This is a genomic window from Salsuginibacillus kocurii DSM 18087 (assembly GCF_000377705.1).
Lineage (GTDB): Bacteria > Bacillota > Bacilli > Bacillales > Marinococcaceae > Salsuginibacillus > Salsuginibacillus kocurii.
In genome coordinates this window covers 150616-177286 of record NZ_KB898628.1, presented here as the reverse complement: position 1 = coordinate 177286, position 26671 = coordinate 150616, and the positions used below count along the sequence as shown (strand labels likewise).

General features: G+C 38.3%; 24 protein-coding genes. All 24 read right to left on the bottom strand.

Translation table 11 applies throughout. The annotated features are described in order from the left end of the window. Window positions 1-53 precede the first annotated feature (53 nt). Window positions 54-962 (bottom strand): phage head morphogenesis protein, encoded by a 909-nt coding sequence (locus tag D469_RS0113130; protein WP_018923855.1) that lies wholly within the window; start codon window positions 960-962, stop codon window positions 54-56. Continuing rightward, window positions 955-2283 (bottom strand): phage portal protein, encoded by a 1329-nt coding sequence (locus tag D469_RS20345; protein ID WP_018923854.1) that lies wholly within the window; start codon window positions 2281-2283, stop codon window positions 955-957. Before D469_RS20345 ends, D469_RS0113130 begins: the two co-directional genes overlap by 8 nt. A gap of 12 nt (window positions 2284-2295) precedes the next feature. Further along, window positions 2296-3954, bottom strand: a complete 1659-nt coding sequence (locus D469_RS0113120; protein WP_018923853.1) for a terminase large subunit — start codon at window positions 3952-3954, stop codon at window positions 2296-2298. A gap of 140 nt (window positions 3955-4094) precedes the next feature. Further along, on the bottom strand, window positions 4095-4592 hold the full coding sequence (locus D469_RS0113115) for a hypothetical protein (protein WP_018923852.1): 498 nt from the start codon (window positions 4590-4592) through the stop codon (window positions 4095-4097). 407 nt (window positions 4593-4999) lie between these two features. Beyond that, window positions 5000-5506 (bottom strand): phBC6A51 family helix-turn-helix protein, encoded by a 507-nt coding sequence (locus D469_RS21255; RefSeq protein WP_018923851.1) that lies wholly within the window; start codon window positions 5504-5506, stop codon window positions 5000-5002. Between the two features lie 51 nt (window positions 5507-5557). Continuing rightward, window positions 5558-6325, bottom strand: a complete 768-nt coding sequence (locus tag D469_RS21250; RefSeq protein WP_018923850.1) for an NUMOD4 domain-containing protein — start codon at window positions 6323-6325, stop codon at window positions 5558-5560. 254 nt (window positions 6326-6579) lie between these two features. Then, on the bottom strand, window positions 6580-7293 hold the full coding sequence (locus D469_RS0113095) for a hypothetical protein (RefSeq protein WP_018923848.1): 714 nt from the start codon (window positions 7291-7293) through the stop codon (window positions 6580-6582). After that, window positions 7290-8204 carry an N-6 DNA methylase gene (locus D469_RS0113090; RefSeq protein ID WP_018923847.1) on the bottom strand — a complete coding sequence of 305 codons (915 nt, stop codon included), beginning with the start codon at window positions 8202-8204 and terminating at the stop codon, window positions 7290-7292. The genes D469_RS0113095 and D469_RS0113090 overlap by 4 nt, the downstream gene beginning before the upstream one ends. An 87-nt stretch (window positions 8205-8291) precedes the next feature. Next, window positions 8292-8507 carry a hypothetical protein gene (locus D469_RS0113085; protein ID WP_018923846.1) on the bottom strand — a complete coding sequence of 72 codons (216 nt, stop codon included), beginning with the start codon at window positions 8505-8507 and terminating at the stop codon, window positions 8292-8294. 211 nt (window positions 8508-8718) lie between these two features. Then, window positions 8719-9792 carry a BRO-N domain-containing protein gene (locus D469_RS22600; RefSeq protein WP_018923844.1) on the bottom strand — a complete coding sequence of 358 codons (1074 nt, stop codon included), beginning with the start codon at window positions 9790-9792 and terminating at the stop codon, window positions 8719-8721. Between the two features lie 210 nt (window positions 9793-10002). Then, window positions 10003-10968, bottom strand: a complete 966-nt coding sequence (locus D469_RS0113070; RefSeq protein WP_018923843.1) for a hypothetical protein — start codon at window positions 10966-10968, stop codon at window positions 10003-10005. Between the two features lie 288 nt (window positions 10969-11256). After that, window positions 11257-11436 carry a hypothetical protein gene (locus D469_RS0113065; RefSeq protein ID WP_018923842.1) on the bottom strand — a complete coding sequence of 60 codons (180 nt, stop codon included), beginning with the start codon at window positions 11434-11436 and terminating at the stop codon, window positions 11257-11259. 88 nt (window positions 11437-11524) lie between these two features. Beyond that, window positions 11525-13195, bottom strand: coding sequence for a hypothetical protein (locus D469_RS20325; RefSeq protein WP_018923841.1), 1671 nt, complete (start codon window positions 13193-13195; stop codon window positions 11525-11527). A gap of 523 nt (window positions 13196-13718) precedes the next feature. Continuing rightward, a complete protein-coding gene (locus D469_RS0113055) occupies window positions 13719-14612 on the bottom strand; it encodes a helix-turn-helix domain-containing protein (protein ID WP_018923840.1) in 894 nt (297 codons plus the stop codon). A 194-nt stretch (window positions 14613-14806) separates the two neighbouring features. Then, complete coding sequence (locus D469_RS0113050; protein WP_018923839.1) at window positions 14807-15271, bottom strand: hypothetical protein; 465 nt, start codon at window positions 15269-15271, stop codon at window positions 14807-14809. A gap of 20 nt (window positions 15272-15291) precedes the next feature. Next, window positions 15292-16266 carry a tyrosine-type recombinase/integrase gene (locus D469_RS0113045; RefSeq protein WP_018923838.1) on the bottom strand — a complete coding sequence of 325 codons (975 nt, stop codon included), beginning with the start codon at window positions 16264-16266 and terminating at the stop codon, window positions 15292-15294. Between the two features lie 161 nt (window positions 16267-16427). Then, a complete protein-coding gene (gene spo0A / locus D469_RS0113040; protein ID WP_018923837.1) occupies window positions 16428-17219 on the bottom strand; it encodes a sporulation transcription factor Spo0A in 792 nt (263 codons plus the stop codon). Between the two features lie 719 nt (window positions 17220-17938). Next, window positions 17939-19192 (bottom strand): SpoIVB peptidase, encoded by a 1254-nt coding sequence (gene spoIVB / locus D469_RS0113035; RefSeq protein ID WP_018923836.1) that lies wholly within the window; start codon window positions 19190-19192, stop codon window positions 17939-17941. Window positions 19193-19303: 111 nt separating this feature from the next. Then, window positions 19304-21016 carry a DNA repair protein RecN gene (gene recN / locus D469_RS0113030; RefSeq protein ID WP_018923835.1) on the bottom strand — a complete coding sequence of 571 codons (1713 nt, stop codon included), beginning with the start codon at window positions 21014-21016 and terminating at the stop codon, window positions 19304-19306. 21 nt (window positions 21017-21037) lie between these two features. Continuing rightward, window positions 21038-21487: a transcriptional regulator AhrC/ArgR gene (gene ahrC / locus D469_RS0113025; protein ID WP_018923834.1), complete on the bottom strand. Its 450-nt coding sequence runs from the start codon at window positions 21485-21487 to the stop codon at window positions 21038-21040. A gap of 242 nt (window positions 21488-21729) precedes the next feature. Then, on the bottom strand, window positions 21730-22536 hold the full coding sequence (locus tag D469_RS0113020; protein WP_018923833.1) for a TlyA family rRNA (cytidine-2'-O)-methyltransferase: 807 nt from the start codon (window positions 22534-22536) through the stop codon (window positions 21730-21732). A gap of 4 nt (window positions 22537-22540) precedes the next feature. Then, complete coding sequence (dxs, locus tag D469_RS0113015) at window positions 22541-24430, bottom strand: 1-deoxy-D-xylulose-5-phosphate synthase (protein ID WP_018923832.1); 1890 nt, start codon at window positions 24428-24430, stop codon at window positions 22541-22543. 10 nt (window positions 24431-24440) lie between these two features. Then, complete coding sequence (locus tag D469_RS0113010) at window positions 24441-25064, bottom strand: hypothetical protein (protein WP_018923831.1); 624 nt, start codon at window positions 25062-25064, stop codon at window positions 24441-24443. A 718-nt stretch (window positions 25065-25782) separates the two neighbouring features. Further along, window positions 25783-26670, bottom strand: coding sequence for a polyprenyl synthetase family protein (locus D469_RS0113005; RefSeq protein WP_018923830.1), 888 nt, complete (start codon window positions 26668-26670; stop codon window positions 25783-25785). Between the last annotated feature and the right edge of the window lies 1 nt (window position 26671).

Here is a 26671-nt window from a genome sequence, read left to right as displayed (position 1 = left end):
AAGTGAATCGTAAATAAACATATACAAATATGTAGTAAATCAAGTATTTTAATTTACTCATCATCATCAACCTCGTCGCTAATACCCTTGGATTCCTTCCATTTCGGGTATGATTCGTAATCAATAGTTTCACCTGATTCGTTATCACGCTTAGTAGTAGGCTCCCATCCATCGACAACTGGAATGTAATCTGAGCGACAGCCAACATGCGTATCACTTGGAATCTGCGGCTTAGTATCGATCTCGTCGATACTGTAGCGAGTGCCATCGAGTTCTCTGCATGTATCGCTAGTGTCGCTATCAAGGGTAGAATCGAACATTAGTTCATTGACAACGTTTGAATTTTTGTACATCGAATCCGCAGCTTCTCTCGTACACCTAGCCACCTCGTTCTGTACTAACCTAGCACTCTCGTAAGCTGAAGTATTGAACTGTTTAGTCAGCTCCCTAGCAAGCTTTGCAGGGTCAGCACCATCAACCATTGAGCGCTCTAATAATCCCCGTGTACGCTCAATCAGCTTATCCTTATTATCCCAAATTCTGTCGCTAAACATCTTGCCTTCTATTGGCATATTAACAGCTTGTTCTACCATTTCAGGTCTAAGTAAACCAAAGCTACCGCCTCCACTCATCCCTCTTTCCAAGTGGTAAGCAGTCCTATAATAACCTTCTGAGTAGCTTCTCTTTAGCGTTCGTTCACTAATTTCCACATCCAGCTCACCAAGTTGATTAGTTTGCTCAGCAATTTGCTCTTCTAAATCTTGTAGAGCTGAATAACGCTGAGCGTCACTGATACTAAGCTCTCCACCTTCAGTATATCTGCTGGTAATTTGTGATAGCTGTCCTTGTACTCTATCAAGTGAGTCTTTATAAGCTTTCATAAGTGGCTCCATATCACCGCTTGCTTTACGCTCCATTAGCTTCTTTACGTTTAGTATGGAATCGGGTAAATTATCACTCATTGTTATCGCCACCATTTAGCGCTTCAGGGTTGATACCTAGATTTTCAAGGTCAACTTGCCCCTCCATCTCCATGTTGCGCTTCTCTTTTTGTTCTTTATAAAACTGTTTTAACTCATGCTCTGGATTTTCAATAAATGGTAGCAGGCTGAGTATGGTACGCTGTGATACATTCTTCTCAACTTTGGAAATAAAGTCACCTATGTTAACTAAATCATGCGGAATGTTCATGGTAAAATTTGTCTTTATATCTTTGTAGTTATACTCCCTACCATGCTTAATAGATAGGTAATGGAAGAAGTTTTTCAAGCGCTTTTTGATAGTTGATTCCATCATAGTCTGTATAAGGCTACATTTTTGTTCGAGTCCTATCATTCTAGACCGTAGACTGACTCCCGAGACGTTGCTGGAAATTTTTTCGTTAACGTCTATATGGCTGGACAACTTATAAATCTTTTCTTCTAATTCACTCAGCAAATTTTGAACAAAGGTATCATTAATCTCTTTTGTCAAAAAGTCAATTTGAGCTTGACTGGATATTTGAATAATGCCATTCTTCTTCATCTTTTTAGCTTCATCCTCATCCAATTCAGCACCAGTGATACGCAAAAAAGCCTGCCTAAAGTCTGATACTTCGTTAACCAAATCAGATAGAGTATTATTATAAGCATCGTTTTCTGATTTAATATCAACCAACAGTGATTGTCTCTCTTCATTATATGCGTTAACTCTAATAGGTGGCTTTTCAAAGATGTGCTCTCTCTCTCCTACAAGTGACATAGCATCATTTTTGCTCAGCTTGTATGTATAAATTTTGTTGCTATGGTAAACATCTAACATTTCCGTTTCGCTGAATTGGCTAATTTTATAATTATGTAAAGCCAATTGAATACTCTGATCTGCTCTACCCGATTCGATAGCAAAACAATTTAGTGGAGTAAGTACAGTAGACTTAAACTCTCCATCTTCATCCACATAATCAAGCTCAAACGCAAAGCCATAAGTAGCTGTTTTAATTGCTAATAACTGATCATGCCGTTTTTGCCAATGACTAAAGTTGCTATCTATCTCCTCAAGTACCTCTTCGTTTTGGCTTTTAGATATGTAACTTATTGGATTACCAAGTGAATAGCTGACCTCGTCCTGTATAAACTTTTTGAAAAAATTGACCACTACTTTTTGATTTGAGCGCTGATCTTGTTCCGCATATTTATAAATTATATCGTGCTGCCCATCATAGTAGCGTTTGTTTACACTATATTTTTGCTGTTGTTTACGTAATTCCTTTAATGATTTGCGTAAAATATCCCTTGTTAAATCCATTAATTCACCTCCCTAGAATAATAGTGAGCTAGGTGATACTTTAATCTTTGGTGTCTGCTCATCCAGCTCATCGATTCTTGTTACAAATTCAGCCAATGAATCCGCTGCGTCGTCATGTGCTGAATATTTTTGTCCTTGAAAGCTCATCACTTGCTGTAAAAACTCATCATCAACCAACTCAGAGCAAAATATTACTCTGCCATTATTCACATCACTAACTATAGTGCTGATCTTCTCGTCTTTGTTTTTACGTTGCATCTCATTAATAAAGGTAATGTTGCGTCTTTTAAGTTCAGAATGTTCTGATATTTTTGTTTGTATTCGCTCAACATCTAACCCTGTGTAGGTGTTTTTCTCGATGTAGATAGTGGCAAGCTCTTCATATTCCAGTAGGTAATCAATCACTTTGTTAATGTATTCGTCGAAATCGTAAAACTTATGTAACTCAGCTTTGCGGACATATTTAAATCCGTTGTATGTAGAGCCAAATGTGAACGCAAAGTAGTCAGAGGCAGCTTTGTTTTTGTTTTTAACGCCTGCTGTATCTATTGCTAATAGTGTATTCTCAAACTCAAGCTCATTCATTTCATTTGCGCTCATTATTCTATTTGATTTAAACCACTTGTCTCCTACATTTTCAATATTACACATCAACTCCTGCATAAAGGCGATTCGTTTATTGAAGTATCTGATAGCTAAATTAAGTGGATTAAACTTATCCCAAATTGTAGGGAATTCCATTTGATCAGTATTATCCTGATAGTATTGTTTCGCCTCAGCTTCAGGGTCATCTAATGTGCTATCAAAATATATTGATTTAAACTGCTGCCAATATTCGTTTTGCTCAAAATACTCATCAACATCGAAATCAACCACACCCTTTTGATATGTTTTATATTCTGGATTGGCTTTTAGCTGATCAATAAAGTCCCCCTTGGCAAGTGGAGTACCCAACACAATAAATTTAGTCGCTGGTTTAATAAGCTGACCATTACGATATACAGCCTCATCACCACCCTCTTCAATCTCTTTGAGCCATCTCACATATTTCTTCTGCTTTGCATCATCCGTTAATATATCCTGTTCACTGATATAGTCATCAGCTATGTAGGCTGTTGGTCTATAAATACCTTGTGGCGATACATAGGAAGCACCACGAACAGATGAGCCTGACGAGTAAGCTGATATTTTAGTATCGTTGATTAGCTCTAGCTCAAGTTTATTTACTGTGCGTTGCTTAGGCTGTACCAGCTCACCAAATGTATTTATTAGATAAGGTGAGTTGAGCGCTTTGCGTGTTTGATCAACAAAATTGATAGCGTCTAATTCCCTGTTTGCTAATACTATAGAGTAGATTGACTTGCGGTAAACGTGTAGCCAAACAGATAAAGCCATATCAATGATGGTTGTTTTAGCGCTACCTCTAGGCAAGATGAAGAGTTGTTTGTCTCTTTTGTTGTGTAGAAAGATATCTTCAAGCTCAGCCCAAATGTCGAAATGGAGAGGCGCTAAAGGTCTGACTGTGTTGGTGTCCTTGGGTAGAAAATAATCCTGAAGATAGTATTGGCAAAAGAATGATATGTCCTTCTCGCCTAATTGATAGGATAAAGAGTGTGCGCCAAATAGATAATCGTGATTGTGTTGCTCTGATTTTTGCTGGTATTCGGACATGAGTTGTTTAGTTTTGGTGCTGCCGAAGTGTTTGGTTAGGTAATCTGCTAATAGAATAAGATTAGATTGAGTGTGTATTTGGTTTGTTTGTGTTGTGATTTGAGTACCTCCTTTCTGTTGGACATAAAAAGGCTCACCAACTAATTAGTTAGTGAGTTAATAGCTTTACCTAGTTTAATTTTCTTATTTTTTCCTCGATGATCAATAACCAATAGATACGAGTTATATTTAATGTATGCATCAGCTTCCTGTTGACCAGCCACAACTTCCCTACTTATTTTTTCTCCATTACCTTCTTCTAAGGAAAAGATTTTTTTTGTAATTAAAGTGGGCTTATCAATACCATCATTCTCAAGATATATACTAATAATAGACAAATTTCGTTTACCTTTGTTACTAATAGTACCATTCAATCTAAGCTCAATACTGATTGCATCTTCTTCATACTCACCTAATTCTGTAACAATCTTTCCACCCCAACCATCATAAATCATACTAACAACTTTTAAAGGCTTAGTTTTGTCTATAGTAAAAGCTAACTTGGGCTTATCAATGATAAAATTTTTAATCAAAAAAAATGTTGTCGGTAATATAGCACCTGTTAAAAATGCAATAATTTGATCAAGGGAAATATTCATAGTTTCACCAACTGGAAATGTTTAGTGCTAGTTTAACATTTTTTGCTCGAAGGTTGTGTTATTATATAAAAAATTGTGTAGCTCCCCAACCCATCAGCCAGCTTCCACAGTTTAGAATATCCCCCTGCTCTTCACTCTGTAAAATTTAGCTTTTACCTTAATTACATTTATGCATTTTATGTATTTATATACTGTTCGTATACAAAAAATCCCCTTTATAACTTCGCAAAATAAATCATATGCGAAAAAACTATGAATTAAATATACTGATAAATCAACACTTACCATTGTAATTTGTAACAGTTGCACCACCTATAAAACATGCACTTGATTTATCAGTACTTTCAGCGTTTCATCATTTTACTACTTAGCTTTAAGTAGTGCATAAAATTAAGCAGATATCTCACCTACTCATCTCCACTCTCAGTCTCATCTTCAGCTTCACTATATTCAGCCTCCACTATATCATCAGAGTGCTGTGTGCTGGCTTGTGCTGGCTGTGTAGTAGATTGTGTATTGCCAATGTGATCAAACACATTCTGCATTTCGTCGCTATCTATAATCACCTTGCGCTCGCCATTGGTGGTGATCTCGTGCTTATTAGTTGGTCTGCCAATGGCGTGATCTAATATAGACTTGAGTGCTTCCAGCCTAACCTTCTCAGACTCAGCGTTTAAAGCTAAATCATACACTTCATTTACTGCTCTGTTTACTTTACCAATTAAAAAATTTTCTCCCTGAGTTTTTGCCTCCAGTCGAAGCCTGTCTACTTCAGCCTCCAGCTTCCCCTTCTGAATCCACTCATGTAAAGTTTGTCTAGCAACGCCCACTTCTCTAGCTATATCCTTCTTTGTCATTTGTCCAGTGGCTAGCAACGTAGCAGCATGTTGCTGATTATCAGGTAAGTTTTCCATCTCTCGCCCTCCCTTACATCAAGACTATGTGTCAAGTATTTAACCTTGACACTAATTATATATCAACTCATCCTTCTCTTGCGCTTGTCTCTGTTCTCTTTGTAGTTTCGGTTTAACATCATATAGGTGTTTATAAGATATGCCATAAGCAATACCATTAATATAACTAACCTTAACATCAAATTTACTAGCAATCTCCTTGTATTTGGAGTCGGTAAATACAATTTCATTGATAATATCATCAATAAATCTCTCATGTTTTTCTTGTTTTATGTCAGAAGGGTTTTTATCAAACAAGTGTGTCCATCCTCTACCAGTAACAATATTACTAACAGTACCATCACTAACCTCAAATTTATCTGCAATTTGCTGAATTGTTAAGTTGGTATCTATATATGTATTTGCTATATCTTTCACTTCTTCTTCAGTTAACTTTACAGCTCCATTGTTCTCACCACTAATATTTGTTAACCCAGTTTTTACAGCATGTTCACTATTTTCCTTGTGGGTTACCCACTCTAAGTTAGTTACACAATTATTCACTTTGTTACCATCAATGTGATTAACAGCCGGTTTATTTTCCGAATTGTTTAAAAAAGTTAAAGCAACTAAACGATGAATATCAATTTGTTTTACTTTACCGTCTTTCCGCAAGCCAATGAAGTAATAACCATTTGATTGGTTCTGTTTTAATACTCTACCCTTTCGAAGCTGACCTCTCCGATCAACTCTATCTAAACTTTTAACTCTACCTAAATTGCTCACTTGATAAAATTGCTGATATCCCTCTACATTAACTGGTTTCCACTTTTCTTCCATGTGCATCAGCTCCAATTTATATATTCTTGGAGAGTGCAGATAAACAGTCTGACTTCCTTATTTGCTAATCGAAAAACAGTCGAAAGCAAAAAAATAGTCACTGCATTTGCAGCGACTACCTCATAACAGACACTATATGTGCTAACCTGCCATTTAAAAACAACCCAATCGTTCTATGCTCATCTACTTCAGCAAGCACCTTATAATCTAAATTTACCGTAATATTTTCCATTTTAATCACCTTTTGATATGTATCAACTCTTCACTTTATCTGCCACATCATAGCCTGCATCACTCAATAATCCAGCAATCAACCTACTCACCTTATGCTTTTTTGAGCACAAAAAGCCATAGTCCACACACACTCTATCAATCGGCTCATCTTTATCTATAGAAAAGCCAAACGTTGCATTGTAGAAGTCCTGATCACTCTCAAACCGTCCACTATACCATTTGCGTATTCTTTCTTTGTACTCTGTCTCTTCAGGCTTTTTAGCCTTATATTTGCTCTTTTTAACGCTATCAAGGTAAATATGTACGTTGCTTAATCCATCCCATTCTTCTAAATGCCAATGTTTTTTCATTGGATAAGTAAACCTAAAGCGTTGCAAATGACTCTCATCTTCAACACCTAAAAATTGATTGATATATTGCATAACTTGTCCATCATACTCTGGCTTTTTATTTGGCTCATTTGTAAACAAAAATACGCCTTTATCAGCATCAAGCAACTCCTGCTCTTCTTCTAACTCTTTCCTTTGCTTCTTTTCAATTTTTATCAACTTTTCATCACTAGCAGTAAGCTCCAGGCTCTCCCCATCAATCAAACACTCTCGCTTGATTACATCAAAATAATATTCACTTGTATTTTCGCATTCAATACATATATCCACTGTTCCACCTTGTTTAAGCTTATATTGGCTTAACATGTAGCTCTCCATATCCTTTTTACACACATAACAGCTCATGTTCCCACCTCTTCCATATAGGCACATAAGCCACACACATGATCACTCGCATACGATATGTCATAATATTCTGAATTAAATAAATGAAAGTGATACGCAAGCGCATCTAACTCCTTGGTTAGCTCATCCTTATCATCCAATTCGCCAAAAAACACCTTATCTTGCTTTACCCCTTTTTGCCAAACACACAGCACTGTGCTTACACTAGTACCACTCAATCCAGCCTGTTTAAATGTATTGCTATCCAGTGGAAAAATACCTTTGAGAGCAACCTCATCTTTCATCCACTCTCTCAGCTTTTCCGTAGCATTTCCTTTATACAAATGCCCATATGGTAAAACCAAAGCAATATATCCTTTATCTTTTGTTTTGCGTATCGCTAAATCAACAAAAGCATCACATATATTATTCTTTTTTGCTTTGCCATTCTTAGCGTGATTCCACTGACACCAGTATGGAACTGAACCACTAAATGGTGGATTGCCTATAATAAAATCATACTCACCTATTTCATCGTTTCGATCAATACTGTCAAAACTGCCATATGTATTTACTTGGGCAAAATCACTCCATGCCATTTCAGAAGCTACTGAGTTGTTTTCATCATACTCGTATAAATCGACCTCAACATTACCCTCTAGCTCTCCATATGTTTTTATCATTGGTTTTACCATATTACCAATGCCAGCAGACAAATCAGCTACTTTACCATTTTTAATATCAAGCAGCTTATAAATAAACTCGCATATCTCGAATGGGGTGAAGTAGCTGTTATTATCCTCACTCATGCCCACAAAATCAGTAAGTATCTTTTCCTTTTCTGCTTGTGTAAATGGCTCATTTGCTTTGATACGTTTTACTATATCCATCGAGTAATTAACTTTACTTAGCATTTCCTTATTGCTTGCCAATTTATCACCTGCTTAATTAATAAAATAAGACACCTACTATTACAGCAGGTGTCTTTAAATATGTAAGTCCACATCGATTTGTGATCTTTATTGTTTAATATTATTATACGCTTGCCTCTCTTTATCTTTAATCATAACAATCGCTTTAGCAATATCCAAAAAATACTCTTCGTCTAGCACTTTATCTAAACTATCGACCCAATTATTAAACACTTCAGTCGCTTCCTTCTCAGTATTTCTGCTTACAGTTTTAACAGCCCAACTATTAGCCTCTTTTAGTTGCTCTAAATTTTTAATATCCATATATATCCACCCTTTATATTAGTTTTTGTTTAAACGCTCTTCCATTTGCTTATTCATCTCTTTAAACTCATCTTCTAATCGCTTAATGCGCTCCAAGTTTTGCTCTAAGCTAATATTATCGATATGTACATCTTCCATATATATATCCACCCTTTTATATTTGTTTTATCAAACTCAACATGCTATTATTAAAATGGTTAATTATGTACTTTTATTCATTACATAGATAAAAATAAATACGCCCGTCACTTAAGCTATCGACATGCTTATTTGTTTTAATATCAACATTGCTAACAACACCGTCATCTTGCCCGTAATAATCAAATATCATATCAATTGCTGATTTGTGAAAATTCTGAATATCATAACTCGGCAAACAATCATATGCTAAGTAAATCTTCACTGGCTTATCCCAATCAACATCCAGCTCGTTCTCATCCGGCATTTTGAAATAAGGAAAATACATCTGCCAATTTCGATATGCTTCTGACTTTCCCCATTTGTTCAACGTAATAGGCTTATACATACTGTTTTCTGTAAACGGATGATGAGGCAAACGATAATATTGATTAATATCAATCGGCTCTAATTCATTCAACTTAGCATTAAGCTGCTTATTAGCTTTGCTTAATTCCCTCTTTTGTGCTCCATTTTGCCAATTTCTAATCTTATCAATATCTTTTGCTACCTTCCGTAACAACTCTTCCACTTTAGCAACAAAAGCTATATCTGTGCCGTATGTATCCTTTTTATCAAGTAAAGCAAGCTCAACGTGCTTCAGTACCTTCACCTTCTCATCAGCAGTCCAGTTGCTGATATACTCACCAATTTGATCATATGTAGCAAATATACTTTGCTCTCCATCAATTGTAGCTTCCATAAGCTGCTTTCTGCGTTTTTGTGGAGTAGAAAATTTAACAGCATGATCAATCTCCTGATCTGTCGCTGAAGGGTCTATGTAAACTTTGTTTTTACGTATTTCCGGTAGCACATCGAATGCTATAAACTTTTGAAAGCTAACAGCAACTTCGTTGTTTGCCTTCATTGCTAGTAGATACACATAAGTTTCAGGTATGTAACCGCCTTTCGTAACCTGCTGCCGAAAGCCAAACTCATCAAGGTAATTGTTGATTCTGCTCCACCTGATTGTTTCGTTGCCACTTGTGGCTACGGTAGTAAAGCCTAAATTCCTAGCAATTTGCGCTGCATCAAACTCAATCTCACTGCCATTTTCCCTCGCTGTTACCTCAAATTGATCATTGCTAAATACTTGCACATCATTCATTTTAATACCCTCCAAAAGTGATTTAAGGGGAGCATCTCACCTCCCCTATTGCTTCACTGTAGCTAGGCATCTCACCCTAGCTTATTCACTGTTGGAAGGCTTAATTATTAGCCACTAGCGTATAAACTATTGCCTATACGGTAATATAAAAAGCAGCAAGCCAATGCCTGCTGCCTTAATCGATAAGTTAATTATGTATTATGTAATTATTTAAAACATTGCGCTTTCATCAGCTAATAGTCGCTTAGCTCTGCGGTATAAATTATCAAGTTTTCCATTACCTTTTTCACTTTTTCTTATTTGATCAAATCTCTCATTAGCTGCTACATAAACGCTCATTTCATTTTTATCCAAATGTTTACTTCTATTATATTTGTCTTCAATTGTTTGGTATATAACATACTCATATGCATCTATTTTTTGCTTTGATTTAAACACTTTCAGTGCTTCTTTCAGCTCAAATTCATCATATTCATAACTAGCAGCTCTCACATTTTGTTTAATTTCTTCTTCGTTATCCTTCTTTTTTTGGCGCTCAGTTTTATTTGCCTCATCAACAGCATCAGTATGGTATGTATTCATTTCTTGTATGTATTTATCATCATTTTTTATGTAATCACCAGTATTTACGTAAATTACACCACGCTGCACAGCATCTTTAATTATATTTTTTGCTTGCCTGTCGGTTACATCTAAAAATTCAGCCCATTGTTTATAGCTGATAGTAGAGCCTTTGCTCCATTTGGCTGCATGGCAATAAATAAAACAATCTCTAGCAGAATCGAATTGGTTAAATTTATTATAATATAACCTTTCAAATCCCGAATGTTTGCTGTTCGATCTGCTTAGCAAATCATAATTCAAAGATACAATCAGCAATGTTTTTGCCTTTAAGTTGTAAATATCAATATCATTATGCACAATGAGAATGTTTTTTTCATAGAGTCCAATTAGTGCTTCTTTAATTTTTGCTTTGTTATCTTTTTCCGTTTTAACAAAAGGTGAAGGCATAACCAAAGTTAACAAATCTAAAATAGTGCTAACCGTCTTGTTAAACTTTTCTTCTTTATGTAATACGCAGTATATGTATAGCTCATTTTCGTTTAATCTATGTTTGCTATTAAGCTGTAACATCTTATCAAACACTTTAATAAAATCATTTTGCTGACTTGCCATAGAAACCCTCCAGAATTTTTTAAATAGTAGATTTGATTAAATTTGCTGATTATGTGTTTAGACTTACTATGTAAGTTATTAGTTAATAAACTTTTAGTTTATTTGTAATCTGTGAAACTTTTATCATTTTCGGGTAGTTAAATTTCCCCTATTTGGAAATATCAACCTCAAATCAGGGGTGACATTTCACAGTAGTGATAGTGAAATATTTATTAAATTTAGTGGTTAAATTTCCACCATTTAAATCACCAAATTATAAAAAGTGAAATTTCAACTCCAATTCAGGGGTTAAATTTCATTATCGTTAAACTCATCAATTGCATTAATAACCAGTGTATTCCGCTCGAATACGGAAAAAACATCATTTGTTTTCATGTGTTTTGCAACTGTAATTGGCTCTTCGCCTTTTGATTGAATATAAAAAGAAAGCAGCTTATTGTAACAGTAAAAATAATTGTTAGTTTTCATTAAGATTTGCACTCCTTTACATTTGTGTCAGACAATAACTATAACCATCAGAAGGCGCTTTTCATGCGCCCTCCGACCATTTTTTACATCAATTTCCACACGACTTGCAGGTGGCTCGAAAGCCATCTTTTGTTGATTTATTTTTCTTAAAATATCGGTTATTATCCATCAGCTTATTTTGTTTACACTTCCTGCATTTTTTATATGTACCCTTTAGCTTATATGTATACAGCCACTCTTCTGTTTGCGTTATGTATGTATCGAGTAGCTTTTTAGGCACTTGCTGCCTCAATATACGCCTCACCTTATCAACAGAGCAATTGTGATCAGTGTGTTGATCAATATACCTATATATCTCTTCTGCATAGTAGCCTTGAAACTTCTTGGTTAATACTTCATATTCCAATTCTGTAAGCTCAGTCTGCTCCAATATCCGTTTAAAGTCAAACAGCAACACCCAAAACTCATGATCTGGCTTATGTGCAATATTGTTTTCCAACTCGCTATATGTATCAATCATTGCCCAATAAAAATCCACTGTGCCATAATTTACAAAATTCTTACTCAGCTCTACTAATTCACCATTTTTGTTATAGTAATATGTATCATTATGTATGCTATAAACTGGCTTATTAGCTTTTGATTTAACTGGTATCTCATCAATAAGTATTTGCTCAGCGGCTTTAAAATCGCCCATAAAGTCAGAGTACATCGTTTTAAGCGACTGCAAAGCTCGTTTGCCATCTATTCTTAAGGTATTGCCATTATTTTTATATGATATGTTTTGCCTATCAAAATGCTTTATCAAATCAGCTTGGTGATTAGCTCGCTCATTCCTGTCCTTTATATGTAACCCAAGTTGCTGCTTTAACATGTTACGCTCATGTTCAAAATTATCGTATATGTTGCGTCGAAACTCCTTGCCTGATTCTTCAGGATAGCCTACATGCGGTATCCTATTAACTACCTCATCTGGGTACATATCATCCCAATAGGCATCATTTATAACCCTTGCTGGCGTTGTGTACACACTCTTTTCAAATTGAGTTGTTTTATCGTTATGTGCTGGCTTGGTTAATATGTCGCCATCTGGAGCCTCTCTATATAAGCGCCTATTCTTTGCTTTCCTGTTCTCTACTAGTTTGTTTTTATATGTATCCAGTTGGTTAAATACAGAGTTAATATAAGCTTGTGTGTCAGCATCAATATCTTCCTTATGTAACCCATTTAAGTATTCTTTTTCATCTTTCAGCTCTTCATATTCTTCTTGCTCATCTTGGCTTTTAAATTTTGGTCTAAGTAAATAATCAGATATAACTTGTATAACTTTATCGGTATTACTATCTTCAGCTAGAAAGTCCTTTTGGCTTTTCAATTCCTTATCAATCATCATATTTGTTGATAAAAGCTCAATTATCCAATCATTGTTATGTATAAGCTCATCAACTTGCTCAATTCGATCATCACCGTATTCAAGTTGATAATCAAGCTGCTTCAGTATGTTTTCCCTTATGTCGCTCACTGTTCTATTAGAGCTTACCTTGTTTATACTTGTTTCGATGCTGTCTTTTCTTATGTAGTGTAAATCACCGACAGCGTCTTTTTTGATCATATTTTCAGTAAAATTGATATAGGCTGTTTCATCAGCTTCCAGCTCATCTACTTCTAGTTTGATTCGATCATCAAAGGGGCTATCATACAGCGTAACCTCCGTTTCAAAGTGGTTTTCAAGCTCTTTGATATCGTTAAATTTCAGCATTTCATTTACCCTCTCCTTAATTTTTTAGAATTAGTTGCAGTTTGTGTTATTGTTATTTGCAGCATTCGGATTACATTGGTACCACCCCCTAAAATTAATTACAAGATTCCATTGAAAGATATTAGTTTACTGTGGTATTATACATATAGGTTAGTTAAGTAAATTAAAATATTTCTATCATTTAAGCGTGCCTTCCATTAGTTTAGCACGTTCTATTTCACGTTGCAATAGGTTTATATTACTTTTTCTAAAAATAATAGATTTCCATATAACCCCACTCACGTCCTCACATACCCATTCCACACTCCCTGAATACCATAAGTCTACTTTTCTATTAAAATCCACACAGCAAGCTCTGAGTATCCTATATATTTATCTGTATTATTTTATTTCAAAATATTCTGTTACATGTATCTACTTTATCCCAAAGGGGGTTTTTTGTACCCAACCTAGAACTAATGATTTTACACTTATTCTCTTGTTGGGTACAAAAAACATCCTCACTGTCTGCGACGCTATCAGGTTAATTACTAATAACACCATATAGCTCATTACTAAACACACGCTCAAAAACTCTACTCACCGCACCATAAAAGTATCCACACATGCTATTTACCTTACCCTTCTTCAAGCCTAAAACAGTTGATTTGAAAGCCTCCAGCACATTATCAATATACTCATCTACACTGTAATCTAAGTTACATTTACTATAAGCTAAGCACACTTTGCTCCACAGCTTATCTATCAATACAGCATCATCAAATATCGGCTTCACAGCCTTCACAAAGGCTTCTGGCACATAACTAGGCGTATATGTTGCTGGTAAATTATGTTGCTCAGAGAAGCTATGAGTAGGATTATATGATGTGCTAGTTTTATTATCCGTTTGCTGCTTACTATGCGTAGTACGTTCTTTTAAATCTAATAGGTTACTAGATTCACTAAGCCCAGTTTCCCCTTCAGTTTTTTGTGATTCAACACCTGATTTGTCGCTATTTTTCGTGCTATTTCGAGTGTTCAATGTCGAGTGTTCAGGCGACTGATCAGCGTTATTTAGAAAAGGTGTAATAATAAATACAGAATGTCCATAACCGCCTTTAAGCTCTCCCTTTTGCCGTATAGTTCGGTGTACTTCTATCATTTGGTGTTGTTTAAGTAGAGTGATAGCTCTACGGACGGTGCTGAAGCTAATTTCAAGTTGTTCAGCAATAGTTTGATATTTCATAAAGGCTATTCCAGTTGCTTTAACAGAATGTTGTGAGAGCAATTTAAATACGCTTACAGCCGATTTGGCTAAGTGGTGAGTGTTATGGTATAGGTGATTGCGGATAGATGTGTTTAGTTCGTCAATTGTAGCAAATGGAGAAAGTTGCTTGTATTCGGATAGATTTGCGTTGGATAGGTGTGTAGTAGTCATAATAAATACCTCTCTTTGATTGTATTTAGAACATACGTTCGTTTTAAACCAAAGAGAGGCAGAATATTTCACCTTGAATTTTTTGTATAATAAAGGTAAAATAAAATGTAATAGGTTTTTGCTTACTGCCTCTCAGTGGTAAGTGGAGCTAGAGCTATCAGTGCGCTAACACTGGTAGCTCTTTTTATGTTTGTTTAGCATTCATCATCTGCAAATAAGGTGGAGTAATGCAGGTGATGATCATGCACATGTAGAGTTTGTGTGCTACCATCTGTTAATTTAACGGTCATTTCGATGGAATCGATGCTCATTTCATCCAATTGAGTGCAAGCTACCTCATGCGCTGCTTGTCTACTTTGTGCAGCTATGCTTAGTGATACTGGCGCTGTTAATGTAGCAAAGGCTTCAAATTCCTGAGTTTTTGGCTTGTTCATAATAAATTCCCCCTGATTAATTGATTGATAATTACTCATTAGTTTTGCTTCATCTTCTTCGAAAAATAAGTCAGTTACTTCAATGTCAATTTTCATAATCTCAGCTTGTAAATCCATGTGTTGGTAAAATTCAGCCCAATTCGTTGTGTCTAAATCGTGTTGTTTGTTCATTAAGAGTGCCGATTGATGAAGCTTGTCCAGTAGTTTGGATTTAACTAGTTGCATTGCTTACCCCCCTATTTAAATTAGATATCAAGATGATTTAACGGTGAATGCCGCTGATATTTTCTACCAACTTCTTCATCTGTAAAATCCAAATAAGCTTGCTGAGTAACCTCAATAGATGAATGCCCTAAAATCCTCGACAATGAGGCAAAATCACCGCCAGCCAGCAAGTAATACTTAGCAAAATTATTCCTAAGCTGATGAGGGTGAATTTCGACACCTGCTTTTATACCTGCTTTACGTATCGACTTTTCAAAGTTACGCACATCAAGTTGTGTACCTCTAATAGTTGGAAAAAGGAAATCAGAGTCGGAAAATCTATCCCTATACATCATCCACCGTTTCAACTCCCTTGAAAGCTTATGGCTAAAGTATACATATCTCTCCATATGATTTTTTGGATTACGTACAAGCATTGATTTAGTTCTAAAATCGATATCGGCAGGTATCAATGCACAACACTCACCTGCTCGCAAGCCAGTATCCAAAATTAAGCGCATTTGCATGTATGTGCGATACTCATGGAATATCGTTATATCGAATTGGCGCAGTACTTGCTGTAAATCATGTTTGGATAACAGCGGTTTTTTCCTTCGTTTTGGCTTGATGTTTTCAATTCGTTTTGTCGGTGCTTCTCTTATCTCGCCTTCTTCTTTTAAAAAATTGAAGAATACTTTGATATTGCGTAAATAATTAGCAATGGTTGTGTCGCCTATCTGCTTACCATGATCAGTTCGATGATCAGGGAAGTTGATTTGCTGACTTCCTTCATTTCCTACTACTGTGTATTTGCCACGTTCTTTTAGGTGCTTGATATATTGCCTAACATGCGTTGATTTTGTGTTACGTACATCAGTAATGTTGTGTTCATTTTCCAGATAGATGAAAAACAGTCGCAGCGTTTGATCATAGCTTTTTATGGTTTTTCTTGATAAGTTTTTCGACTCGCAATACACAAAAAAGTCATTTAAAAATATATCCGACTCTCTAGCCAATATAAAAAACCCCCTTATTTGCTGAATAATTACAACAAATAAGAGGGCAAAAGTCCTCGACACTTATATTAAATATTGGTTGGCTCGAAAAACGTGTTTGTTGGTAACCTGTGTACGTTTTCCAAACTTTCCCTTACCCTGTAACCCCCGTCACTCCAACCTTAACTCACTTTATGTTCAAGTCTCAGCTTATCAGCGATCATGGCGATAAATTCGGAGTTAGTTGGCTTAGCTTTCGTGCTAGAAATCGTATAACCGAACATATTAGAAATCGAATCAATATTTCCCCTGCTCCAAGCTACTTCAATTGCATGGCGGATGGCACGTTCCACCCGGCTTGCAGTCGTATTAAAGGTCTTGGCAATCTCTGGATACAATTCTTTTGTAATTGAACCAAGTAATTCAATATCATTGTACACCATCGTAATCGCTTCTCGTAAGTAGAGATATCCTTTAATATGGGCTGGGACACCAATTTCATGAATAATGGAAGTAATGCTTTGGTCAAGATTTAAAGGTTCATCTTGTTTTTGCACCACCTGAGAGCTTCCTCCTGTAGATGGAACGACCGAAACCGTGTGCTGGCCGCTGATTTCACGAATATTTGATAATAATGTATCCATATCAAATGGTTTTAGTACATAATAAGAAGCACCAAGATTCACAGCTTTTTTTGTTACATCTTCTTGACCAAAAGCGGTAAGCATCATTATTTTTGGCTTTTGAGTCCCTTCCACTTGTAATTTTTCCAAAACAGCAAGTCCGTCTAAATGAGGCATAATAATATCTAATATCAAAATGTCAGGCGTCTTTTCACGAACGAGTTCAAGACACTCTTGACCATTATAGCTCACTCCCACCACTTCCATATCTTCCTGGGCGGAAATATACTCCTCTAGCATTTGGACAAGCTCACGGTTGTCATCTGCGATCGCAACTGAAATCTTTTTCACGACATTTCCTCCTTGTTAATTAATCATTCCTCTTTCACTAATTCGACACTCAATTCCTAATACCTTTTATTATCTGTTGAAATTAGCTAAAATTTTAAATTAAGTCCTATATGCTCATCTATTTTTCCATTTACGACTGTTTTCGTCACTATACATCATCTTTTTACTGCATTTGTCGAATTTTCTTTGTGTGAACATTTATTATCATACCATAAAACCATTCCACTTTTGGTAAAAAATGCGCTTTTATGTATTTCTTTTTTTCTACTTATTCTCCTTCTAATCACTATAAATTTTCGTTAGTTTGAAACTTTATCCACACAAAAAAGACCTTTATTATAAGCCAATTCTCGGTAAAAGTAGTTGGACTATTTGCATTACGAGACTGCTGAAAAAGTCAATGTGTCGCTCTTTACATTTATATCATTAGGTCAGTACCCTATAGGGTAAAAAAGTCCATGAAACCGAAGAAAGCTGTGGAAAAGGAAGTCAGGGCAAGACCCTGCAGAGCAACGCTCAAAGCGGATTGCCGACTTCTCCACATAAAGCGAGCGAAGGCTCATCAAGTCCTTCATACAGCTTATAGTATAAAGATAACCAGGTCTTTAAACGATGAAACGTTTAAGTGTCCTCTTCCTTTATCGGCAGGCGTTTCACAAATTCGGCTGCTGATAGATAGCACTAATTTTTCCGGTTCTCTTCATACAAAAAGCCAGCTGTTAACTGGCTTCTCTCATATCTTTGTACGTTTCAATGTCAGCTTCGTCCAACATCCATTCAATGTGGCTTGCATATCCTGATTTCGCATCATTTACAAATACATGGGTAACAGCACCGACTAATTTGCCATCTTGTAAAATTGGGCTCCCGCTCATCCCTTGTATAATTCCTCCAGTAGCTTCAATTAAACGTTCATCGGTAACTTCAATGACCATACCTTTCGTAGCTGGGTGATTCTGTGACATGACCGAAGTAATGTTTACATCAAAGGATTCCACTTTATTACCTTCAATTACGGTTCTTAGCTCTGCTGGTCCTTCCTTTACTTCCTCTGGAAAAGCAATCGGAACTGCTTCCTCTTCATTTGCTGTTTGTTTCTTCCCTTCTAAGGTGCCAAAAATTCCAAATGCATTGTTTTTTGTCACGGAACCAAGAATAGTAGGACGATCATCTATGGTAGCTCGTTTTTCACCAGGCTGGCCATTACGCCCTTTTTCGATGTCTGTTACGGTAGAACGCAATAGTTTGCCTCCGCGTACAGGAGCGGGGTGGTCTGCTGCTGCATCGGATATTACATGTCCTAACGCACCATATTTTCCAGAGCCTTCTTCATAAAACGTGAGAGTTCCTACTCCCGCTGAAGTATTTTGAATATAAAGACCGAGTTGCAGCTGGTTCTTTTCTTCCGACTGAATTGGAGCTACTTCTACTTGTTTTTCTTCCTTCCCTCGTTTTACAGTAAGAGGTAAAGCATCTTTAGCACTTGCGTCAGCTAAAACATCCTTAATATCTCGAGCTTCATTAACTTCTTCTTCTCCAACTTTCATTAAAATATCACCTGGTTTAACTCCTGCTTCTTTGGCAGGAGAGATACGCTCAGGTCCTTGTTCTACATAATGATACCCTGCAATATGCACACCCTCAGCATCAACACGTACACCTATGGAGTCTCCGCCCGGTATTACTTCAATATCCGGAAGTGCTTTAATGTCCATTTTTTTAATTGGTGTAGAACCTGCTGTTACTAGTACAGAGTCTTTATCATTAGCTTTTATGCTTTTAAGGGCTTCTTCTTTGGATGGATATTTTATAAAAGGGTCGGGGAGTGCTAAAGTGTTTTCCATTTGTGCTGTTTCACTGTGAAAAAAAATGCTCTTCTCAGGAAGGTCAAGCCATGCCTGGGTTACCGGCAAACAGCTTATACCTGCCACGGCGAGCAAAAGGCATACTCCAATCCACCTTCTCATGTCCATTTCGTTCACTCCTCCGCTCGCCACCTTACACCTGCATTTTTAATGTTGCCTTATTAAAAGACAAATATAAGTGAAACATAAAAAAACGAACCGGGAATCTTCCCCAGTTCGTCAGTCGTTTCCGCTTGCTTGTTGCAGCAGATCTTTAGCATTTTCCAAACTAGCAGCTGTAACCTCTGTACCCGAAATCATTCGCGCTACTTCTTTTGCTTGGTCTTCTCTAGATAATAAGGATACATCAGTCAGCACCCGGCTTCCTATCTCCTCTTTTTTAATTAACAGATGCTGGTCTGCTCTAGCTGCCACTTGTGGCAAATGAGAAATACAAAGAACTTGTGAGCCCCTTGCCACGAATTGAATTTTTTCGGCAATTGCTTGTGCTACCCGACCGCTTACCCCCGTATCAACTTCATCAAATATAAGAGCAACTTTGTCTTGAAAATCCGATAATACAGATTTTAACGCAAGCATAATTCTCGATATTTCTCCCCCGGACGCCACTTTTGCAAGGGGCTTTAACGGTTCCCCGGCGTTCGTAGAGATTAAAAACTCCACCTTTTCCTGACCAGTCTCGGTAAATGTATGCTCTTGTCCATCCAATGCATACGTTTCACCTCGTTCAGGAGGTTTGAATTCGACCTTTAGACTGGCATTTTCCATATACAGACTTTGCAGGCCGGCAACAATTTGTTCAGTTAGGCGTTTGGCCGCCTGCTTACGAAGGTCTGAGAGCGTATCAGCTTCAGCTTTCACGTCCCGGGCTAATTGCTCCAACTCTTCTTCATAAGCCTGCAGTCGTTCGTCCCGGTTCATAAGTGAATCATACTCTTCTTCAATGGAAGCCGCATACTCCAAGATCTCACTTACCGACTCGCCGTATTTTCGTTTTAAATGTTGAATTTCATTTAAACGAGCTTCAATAACATGCAAGCGGTCCGGGTCAAACTCTAGCGATTCAATTTGGTCACGCAAGGTGTATGTCGCTTCTTCCAACATGTAATAACTAGAACGAATTGACTCTTCTGCTTCTTTTACATCTTGGTCAATGGCTCCTGCTTCTTCGCTGTGATTCAAAGCCAGTGAGGCCCAGTCAAGACCTTTTCCTTCTCCATACAAGCTGTTGTAAGCTCCATGAAGCGCTTCGTATAATTTTTCGCTATTGCTTAATTTATATCGTTCTTGTTCTAATTCTTCGTCTTCACCGGGTTGAAGATTTGCCTCTGTAATTTCTTTTAGTTGATAATCAATTAAATCGAGGCGGTGGGCTTGTTCTTGGTCATTTTCTTTCAGCTGCTTCATTTTAGCTTTTGTTTGTTTAAACGCTTTAAACAGCTGCTGATATTCAGCTTTGCTTTCTTCTACTTCTTCACCAGCAAATTGATCTAAAAAAGAGAGATGGCGTTCTCGCTGTAATAACTCCTGATGTTCGTGTTGGCCGTGAATATCAATCAAGGATTGGCCGATTTCTCTTAATATTGCCAGTGTCACTAATTTCCCGTTAACCCTGCAGACACTCTTTCCTTTATGAGTCACCTCACGCCGCAGCACGAGCATTCCTTCTTCAACTGCAATCCCTGCTTCTTCTGTTTTTGCTTTTGCCTGATGAGTATCATGAACGTAAAATAATCCTTCAATCTCTGCACGGTCTGTGCCATGCCGTACAAAGTCCACAGAGCCTCTTCCGCCAATTAATAATCCGATTGCATCAATAATAATTGATTTCCCCGCTCCGGTTTCTCCCGTTAAAACAGTCATTCCCTGCTCAAATGAAAGGGTTAATTCATCGATTAAAGCAACATTTTTTATAGACAGTTCTTCAAGCATGCAAACCTCTTTCCTACCGGGTTAAAGCATTTCTAGAAAACGGTCGGCTACACCATCGGACTGATCCTGTTCCCGGCAAATGATGAGTATTGTATCATCTCCGCAAATGGTACCCATAATCTCTGGCCAATCAAGATTATCTACGAGCGAGCCAATCGCATGAGCGTTGCCTGGCAGTGTTTTCATCACAATTAAATGTTCTGCCCGGTCGATACTTACAAAGCTATCCATTAGCGTTCGTTTTAGCTTCTGTAACGGGTTAAAACGCTGATCAGCCGGCAGACTGTATTTATATCTTCCATCCATCATCGGTACTTTAACAAGATGCAATTCTTTTATATCTCTTGAAACAGTGGCTTGTGTCACATTATAACCCGCTTTTCTTAATTGATCGACAAGTCCATCCTGTGTTTCGATATCATTATCAGTTATGAGTTCACGTATTTTTATATGACGTTGTCCTTTCGTCATTACTTCAACCTCCATTTTGCCAGCATGTAATATACATGTCATCGTATATCTGTACATAATTATACATGTGATATTCATTGCTGACAAACACCTACAAGAACGAGGCTGATTTCGAAAAGATTGTTGCTCTTTTAAAAACTTTATTAAAGAGCAATGTTAGTATTTCTTCTATAGCTTCACTTTGCGCGAGCAATGTAAAGCCTGCACGTGAGAACCCCACCGGCAGGAAAAGCCACAGTCTGTTAATTCAGGGAAGAAGAGATGACAGTCTCGATCTTTTCTGGCGGAAACAAAACTTCAGGCATGGCACCATCCCACTTTGCATGCAATAAAAATTCTTTGTTTCCTTCTGTTCCAGTAATTGGAGAGATATCTAACCCTTGGATCTGGTAGCCTAATTCTTCAGCAAATCGAATGACTCCTGTTACGACTTTTTTATGAATAACAGGATCTCTTACGATTCCTTTTTTGCCTACCTCTTCGCGCCCAGCTTCAAACTGCGGCTTGATCAGAACACATACATCTCCGCCTTTAGGCAGCAATTTCGTCAGTGGGGTTAAGATTAGGCGCAGAGAAATAAAAGATACATCACATACCGCAACTTCAGGAAGCTTCCCTTCAAACTGATCCGCTGTTACATAACGGAAATTCACTCGTTCCATAACGGTAACCCGTTCATCGGTGCGAAGCTTCCAGGCCAGTTGATTATAACCTACATCTACTGCATAAACATGCTTAGCTCCGTGCTGAAGAGCACAATCTGTAAAGCCGCCTGTAGAGGCCCCAATGTCCAAAACCGTACGCCCTTCAACCGTGAAAGGAAAAACATCAAGCGCTTTTTGAAGTTTTAAACCACCTCGGCTCACATACGGTAAAAGCTCCCCTTTCAAATGAAGGGGAGTTGCATTGTCAATTTTCATGCCGGGCTTATCAATGCGTTCGTCTTCGGCATACACAAGCCCTGCCATTATAGTACGCTTGGCTTTTTCACGGGTTTCTACCAGCCCTTGTTCCACCAAAAGAGTATCTACTCGTTCTTTTTTTGCCATGCTGCTACGCTCTCTTCTTTTGTCTTGGCTTCATTTTGCCAGCTTGTTCTGCGACCCGCTCCGGAGTAAGGCCAATCTCCTCATAAAGCTCAGGGACGCCACCATGCTCAATATATCGATCTGGAATACCGATTCGGTCAACAACTACATCGTGAAAGCCATCGTCATGGAAGAATTCTAGCACCGCACTTCCAAAGCTTCCCTGTACCGCAGCTTCTTCAAGTGTCAAAATAGGCATTTTGCTATTTGCTATTTCTCTTAACATTGCTTCATCTAACGGTTTAGCTGAATTTGCATTGACGACCCGCGCCGATATGCCGCTTGCTGCTAATTGCTCGGCTGCTTCTTCAGCTACAGGGATCATGGTGCCAAACGTTAAAATACAAAGGTCCGAGCCTTCACGCAGGACATTCCATTTGCCAATCGGAAGTTGTTTTAACTCTTCGTCCATCTTAATTCCTAAGCCATTGCCACGCGGATATCTCACTGCAATTGGTCCGTCATCATATTGAACAGCAGTATAAATCATATGCTGCAGTTCATTTTCATCTTTAGGCATGAGTATCTTCATGTTTGGCAAGTGGCGTAAATAAGCAATATCAAATACGCCTTGGTGCGTTTCCCCATCAGCGCCTACTAATCCAGCTCGATCAATCGCAAAGAATACATTTAAATTCTGGCGACAGACATCATGAACCAGCTGATCATACGCTCGCTGCAAGAAGGTAGAATAGACGGCAAATACCGGCTTCATTCCTTGAGTAGCCAAACCTCCGGCCATTGTGGTGGCATGCTGCTCAGCAATCCCCACATCAAACATCCGTTCCGGGTAGGCTTTTGCATATTGGTCGAGTTTAGTACCTCCAGGCATCGCTGCCGTTAACGCTACGATGCGGTCATCTTGGTCAGTAATTTTTTTAAGTGTCTCACTGAACACACCGCTGTAGCTTGGGGGTCCCGGCTTTTTTACAACCTCGCCGGATTCAATTTTATATGGTCCCAGCCCATGCCACGTTCCTTTTGCATCATTTTCTGCGGGAGCGTAACCTTTCCCTTTCTTCGTAATAACATGAATTAAGGTCGGTCCTTCGGTCTTTTTGGCATAGGAAATGTTACCATTTAAATCATCTAAGTCGTGTCCATCTACAGGGCCAAAATAAGTGAAGCCCATCTCTTCAAAGAAAATACCAGAAACGAGCAAATACTTTAAGCTATCTTTGACTCGTTCAGCTGTAGCTGCTAATCGTCCACCGAAGGCAGGAATGCGTTTAATTAAATATTCGAGTTCTTCCTTGGCCTTATGATAGTGTCCTGCTGTCCGCAATCGAGCGAGCACATTGTGTAAAGCTCCTACGTTTGGAGCTATCGACATTTCATTGTCATTTAAAATAACAGTTACGTTTTTCTGTTCATGGCCAATGTGGTTCAATGCTTCTAGCGCCATGCCTCCCGTTAAAGCTCCATCTCCGATAACAGCCACAACATGGTTATCGTCTCCTTTTAAATCACGAGCGGTTGCCATCCCCATAGCTGCAGAAAGCGAAGTTGAACTATGCCCGGTTTCCCATACGTCATGTTCAGACTCATCTCGTTTAGGGAAGCCGCATAACCCTTGATATTTACGAAGCTGATCAAATTGGCCAGCCCGGCCGGTTAGTATTTTATGGACATACGCTTGATGACCTACATCCCAAATAATTTTGTCTTTTGGACTTTGATATAAGGAGTGCAGCATTAACGTTAGTTCAACCACACCTAGATTCGGGCCTAAGTGCCCTCCAGTAACTGAAAGCTCCTCAATTAAAAATTGGCGTATATCTTGCGCTAATTGTGTCAGCTCTTGTTGTGAACAATCGCGAACAAAGCCCGGATCCTGAATTGTTTCCAAATCCATGCCGTGACCCTCACTTTCCCTTCGGTTTACTTTTATTAGTTTGTTTCCCTTTTTTCTTCCCATTACTTGAAAAAATCTTTATTTTAAATTTTACTTCTAACACGTATAAAATTCTACCGACCTGATAGATGATAGGGGTGGAAAAATAAATGGCAAGTGTTTTTCCAAATGACTTTCCTCCTACTGTAAGCGCTGCGATTACACTTGTAAATAAGACAGAGATCACGGATTGTACAATACTGCCGTCAGCATAACCTACAGCTAGCGTCAATTGAATAACTACAAAAGCAGAAGCTGTACCACTTACAATACCCGCAATGTCACCGATTACATCATTACAAAAACTCGCAAAACGGTCAGCATTTCTCGTAATTAACACGGCATGTCTTGCCCCGGGCAGTTTCTTTGCTGACATTGCATGAAACGGTTCTTCTTTTGCAGATGTAGCTGCAATGCCAATTGTATCAAAAAACACACCAATAAACACAATAATTAACACAAGCAGCATTCCAAGCGCCCAATTAACGCCGGAAAGCATCAAGGTTGATACAATCGAAAAAAGAGCCGCTAGCACAAGCGTGATAACGGCAACAGCAAGACTCCAATTAATTGATTTTGTCCACGAGTTCTTCATTTTTATTAACTGACACCTTTATCATTGGTAATAACTTCTACGTCCATATGTACGGGTGGTCATTTAAAGAGTAAACTTTGTGGCTTAAGGTCCAGTAGGATTTCCCATTCAGTTGCCACGGCGTCGCCGCCACGGCGGTTTCCCTTTCAAACTGAATCGATACCGTTGCCGAGTATCGGACTGGATTACCACTTAGCGCACACCGTAATCCCCTTTAAATGTCGTAGAACAGTCTAGGAGTTTTCCTCAACGGCTTCGGGTCATCTCTTAGCCTCTTTTGCAGACCAGGTTTCAGATGTGAAACGAATGAGCCATTGGCCGATGATTCATTCGTACGTATACACCATCATTCCCACTGCTCCACTCAAGGCAGGCTACGCTACTTGCAAACACAGAATGCTCACGAAGCAGGTCTTACCCCGGACCGCCTATCGTCCGCGGCGATAGTACGGAAACCGGGGCCTCCACGGTTGGAGGGTTCGCGCCCACATGCCATTGTGGATCGCCCCCCAACCTTTACTCCCAAAATCGACCCAAAGCTGGGCGCTTCAAGCCGAAACCAGGAACTTCATCGATGTGCCCTTCAGCGGATTTTTAGGCCCGCCTTCGAGATGGGAAGCCGACTAGAATACTGCACCACCCATTGATTTAACTATATTATAACATGCAACTATCCTTCTATCCAACCACAAACAAAGGAAGTTGTTTCAAGTTTTGGCTATCGGTCCCGATCAGCAATATATAAAGCTAAGTGACGCAATGATTTCAACTCAGTGTCGATCTCGTCCAATTCTTTCATCGCGTTTTGTTTGTGAAAGGCTAGCTTATCTTTTGCACCTTCCAATGTAAGCAGACCCGGATACGTACTTTTATTCAAACCATCATCACTTCCCACTGGTTTTCCGATGACTTGCACATCACCTTCCACATCTAAAATGTCATCTTTGATCTGAAAGGCAAGACCAAGCTCTTTGGCAAATCGATACAACTTTAGTTGGTCATTCTTTTTCGCTCCCGCAAGAATCGCACCAGCTTGAACAGCGTAAGCAAATAAATCCCCGGTTTTATGATGATGAATGTATTCGAGCTTGTCTAATTGGACTGCTTTGTTTTCAGCTTCTAAGTCAGCCGCCTGGCCGCCAACCATTCCTGCTGCGCCTGCTGCTTTTGCCATAAGACGGATAAGCTCTAGTTTGACCTCGCTCGAAACTTCCTCTGTAGGCAGAGTTGCTAATACCTCAAAGCTTTTAGTAAGGAGAGCATCTCCGGCCAAAATTGCATGGGCTTCCCCATATACTTTGTGATTAGTCGGCTGTCCCCGCCGCAAATCATCGTCATCCATGGCGGGCAGATCATCATGAATTAACGAATAGGTATGAATCATTTCAATCGCAGCAGCTACCTGGTAGGCTGACGAAAAGACACGGTCATACCCTTCACATACTGCAAGTAATAAAATCGGACGAATCCGCTTTCCTCCAGCTTTTAAAGAGTAGAGCATTGCGTTTAGAAGCTCTTCTGGCACAGCCTGATCATTTACTATTTGATGTAGCTCAGCTTCAATGTCAGCTTTATAGCGATTAATTACAGTTTCATAAGCCTTCACG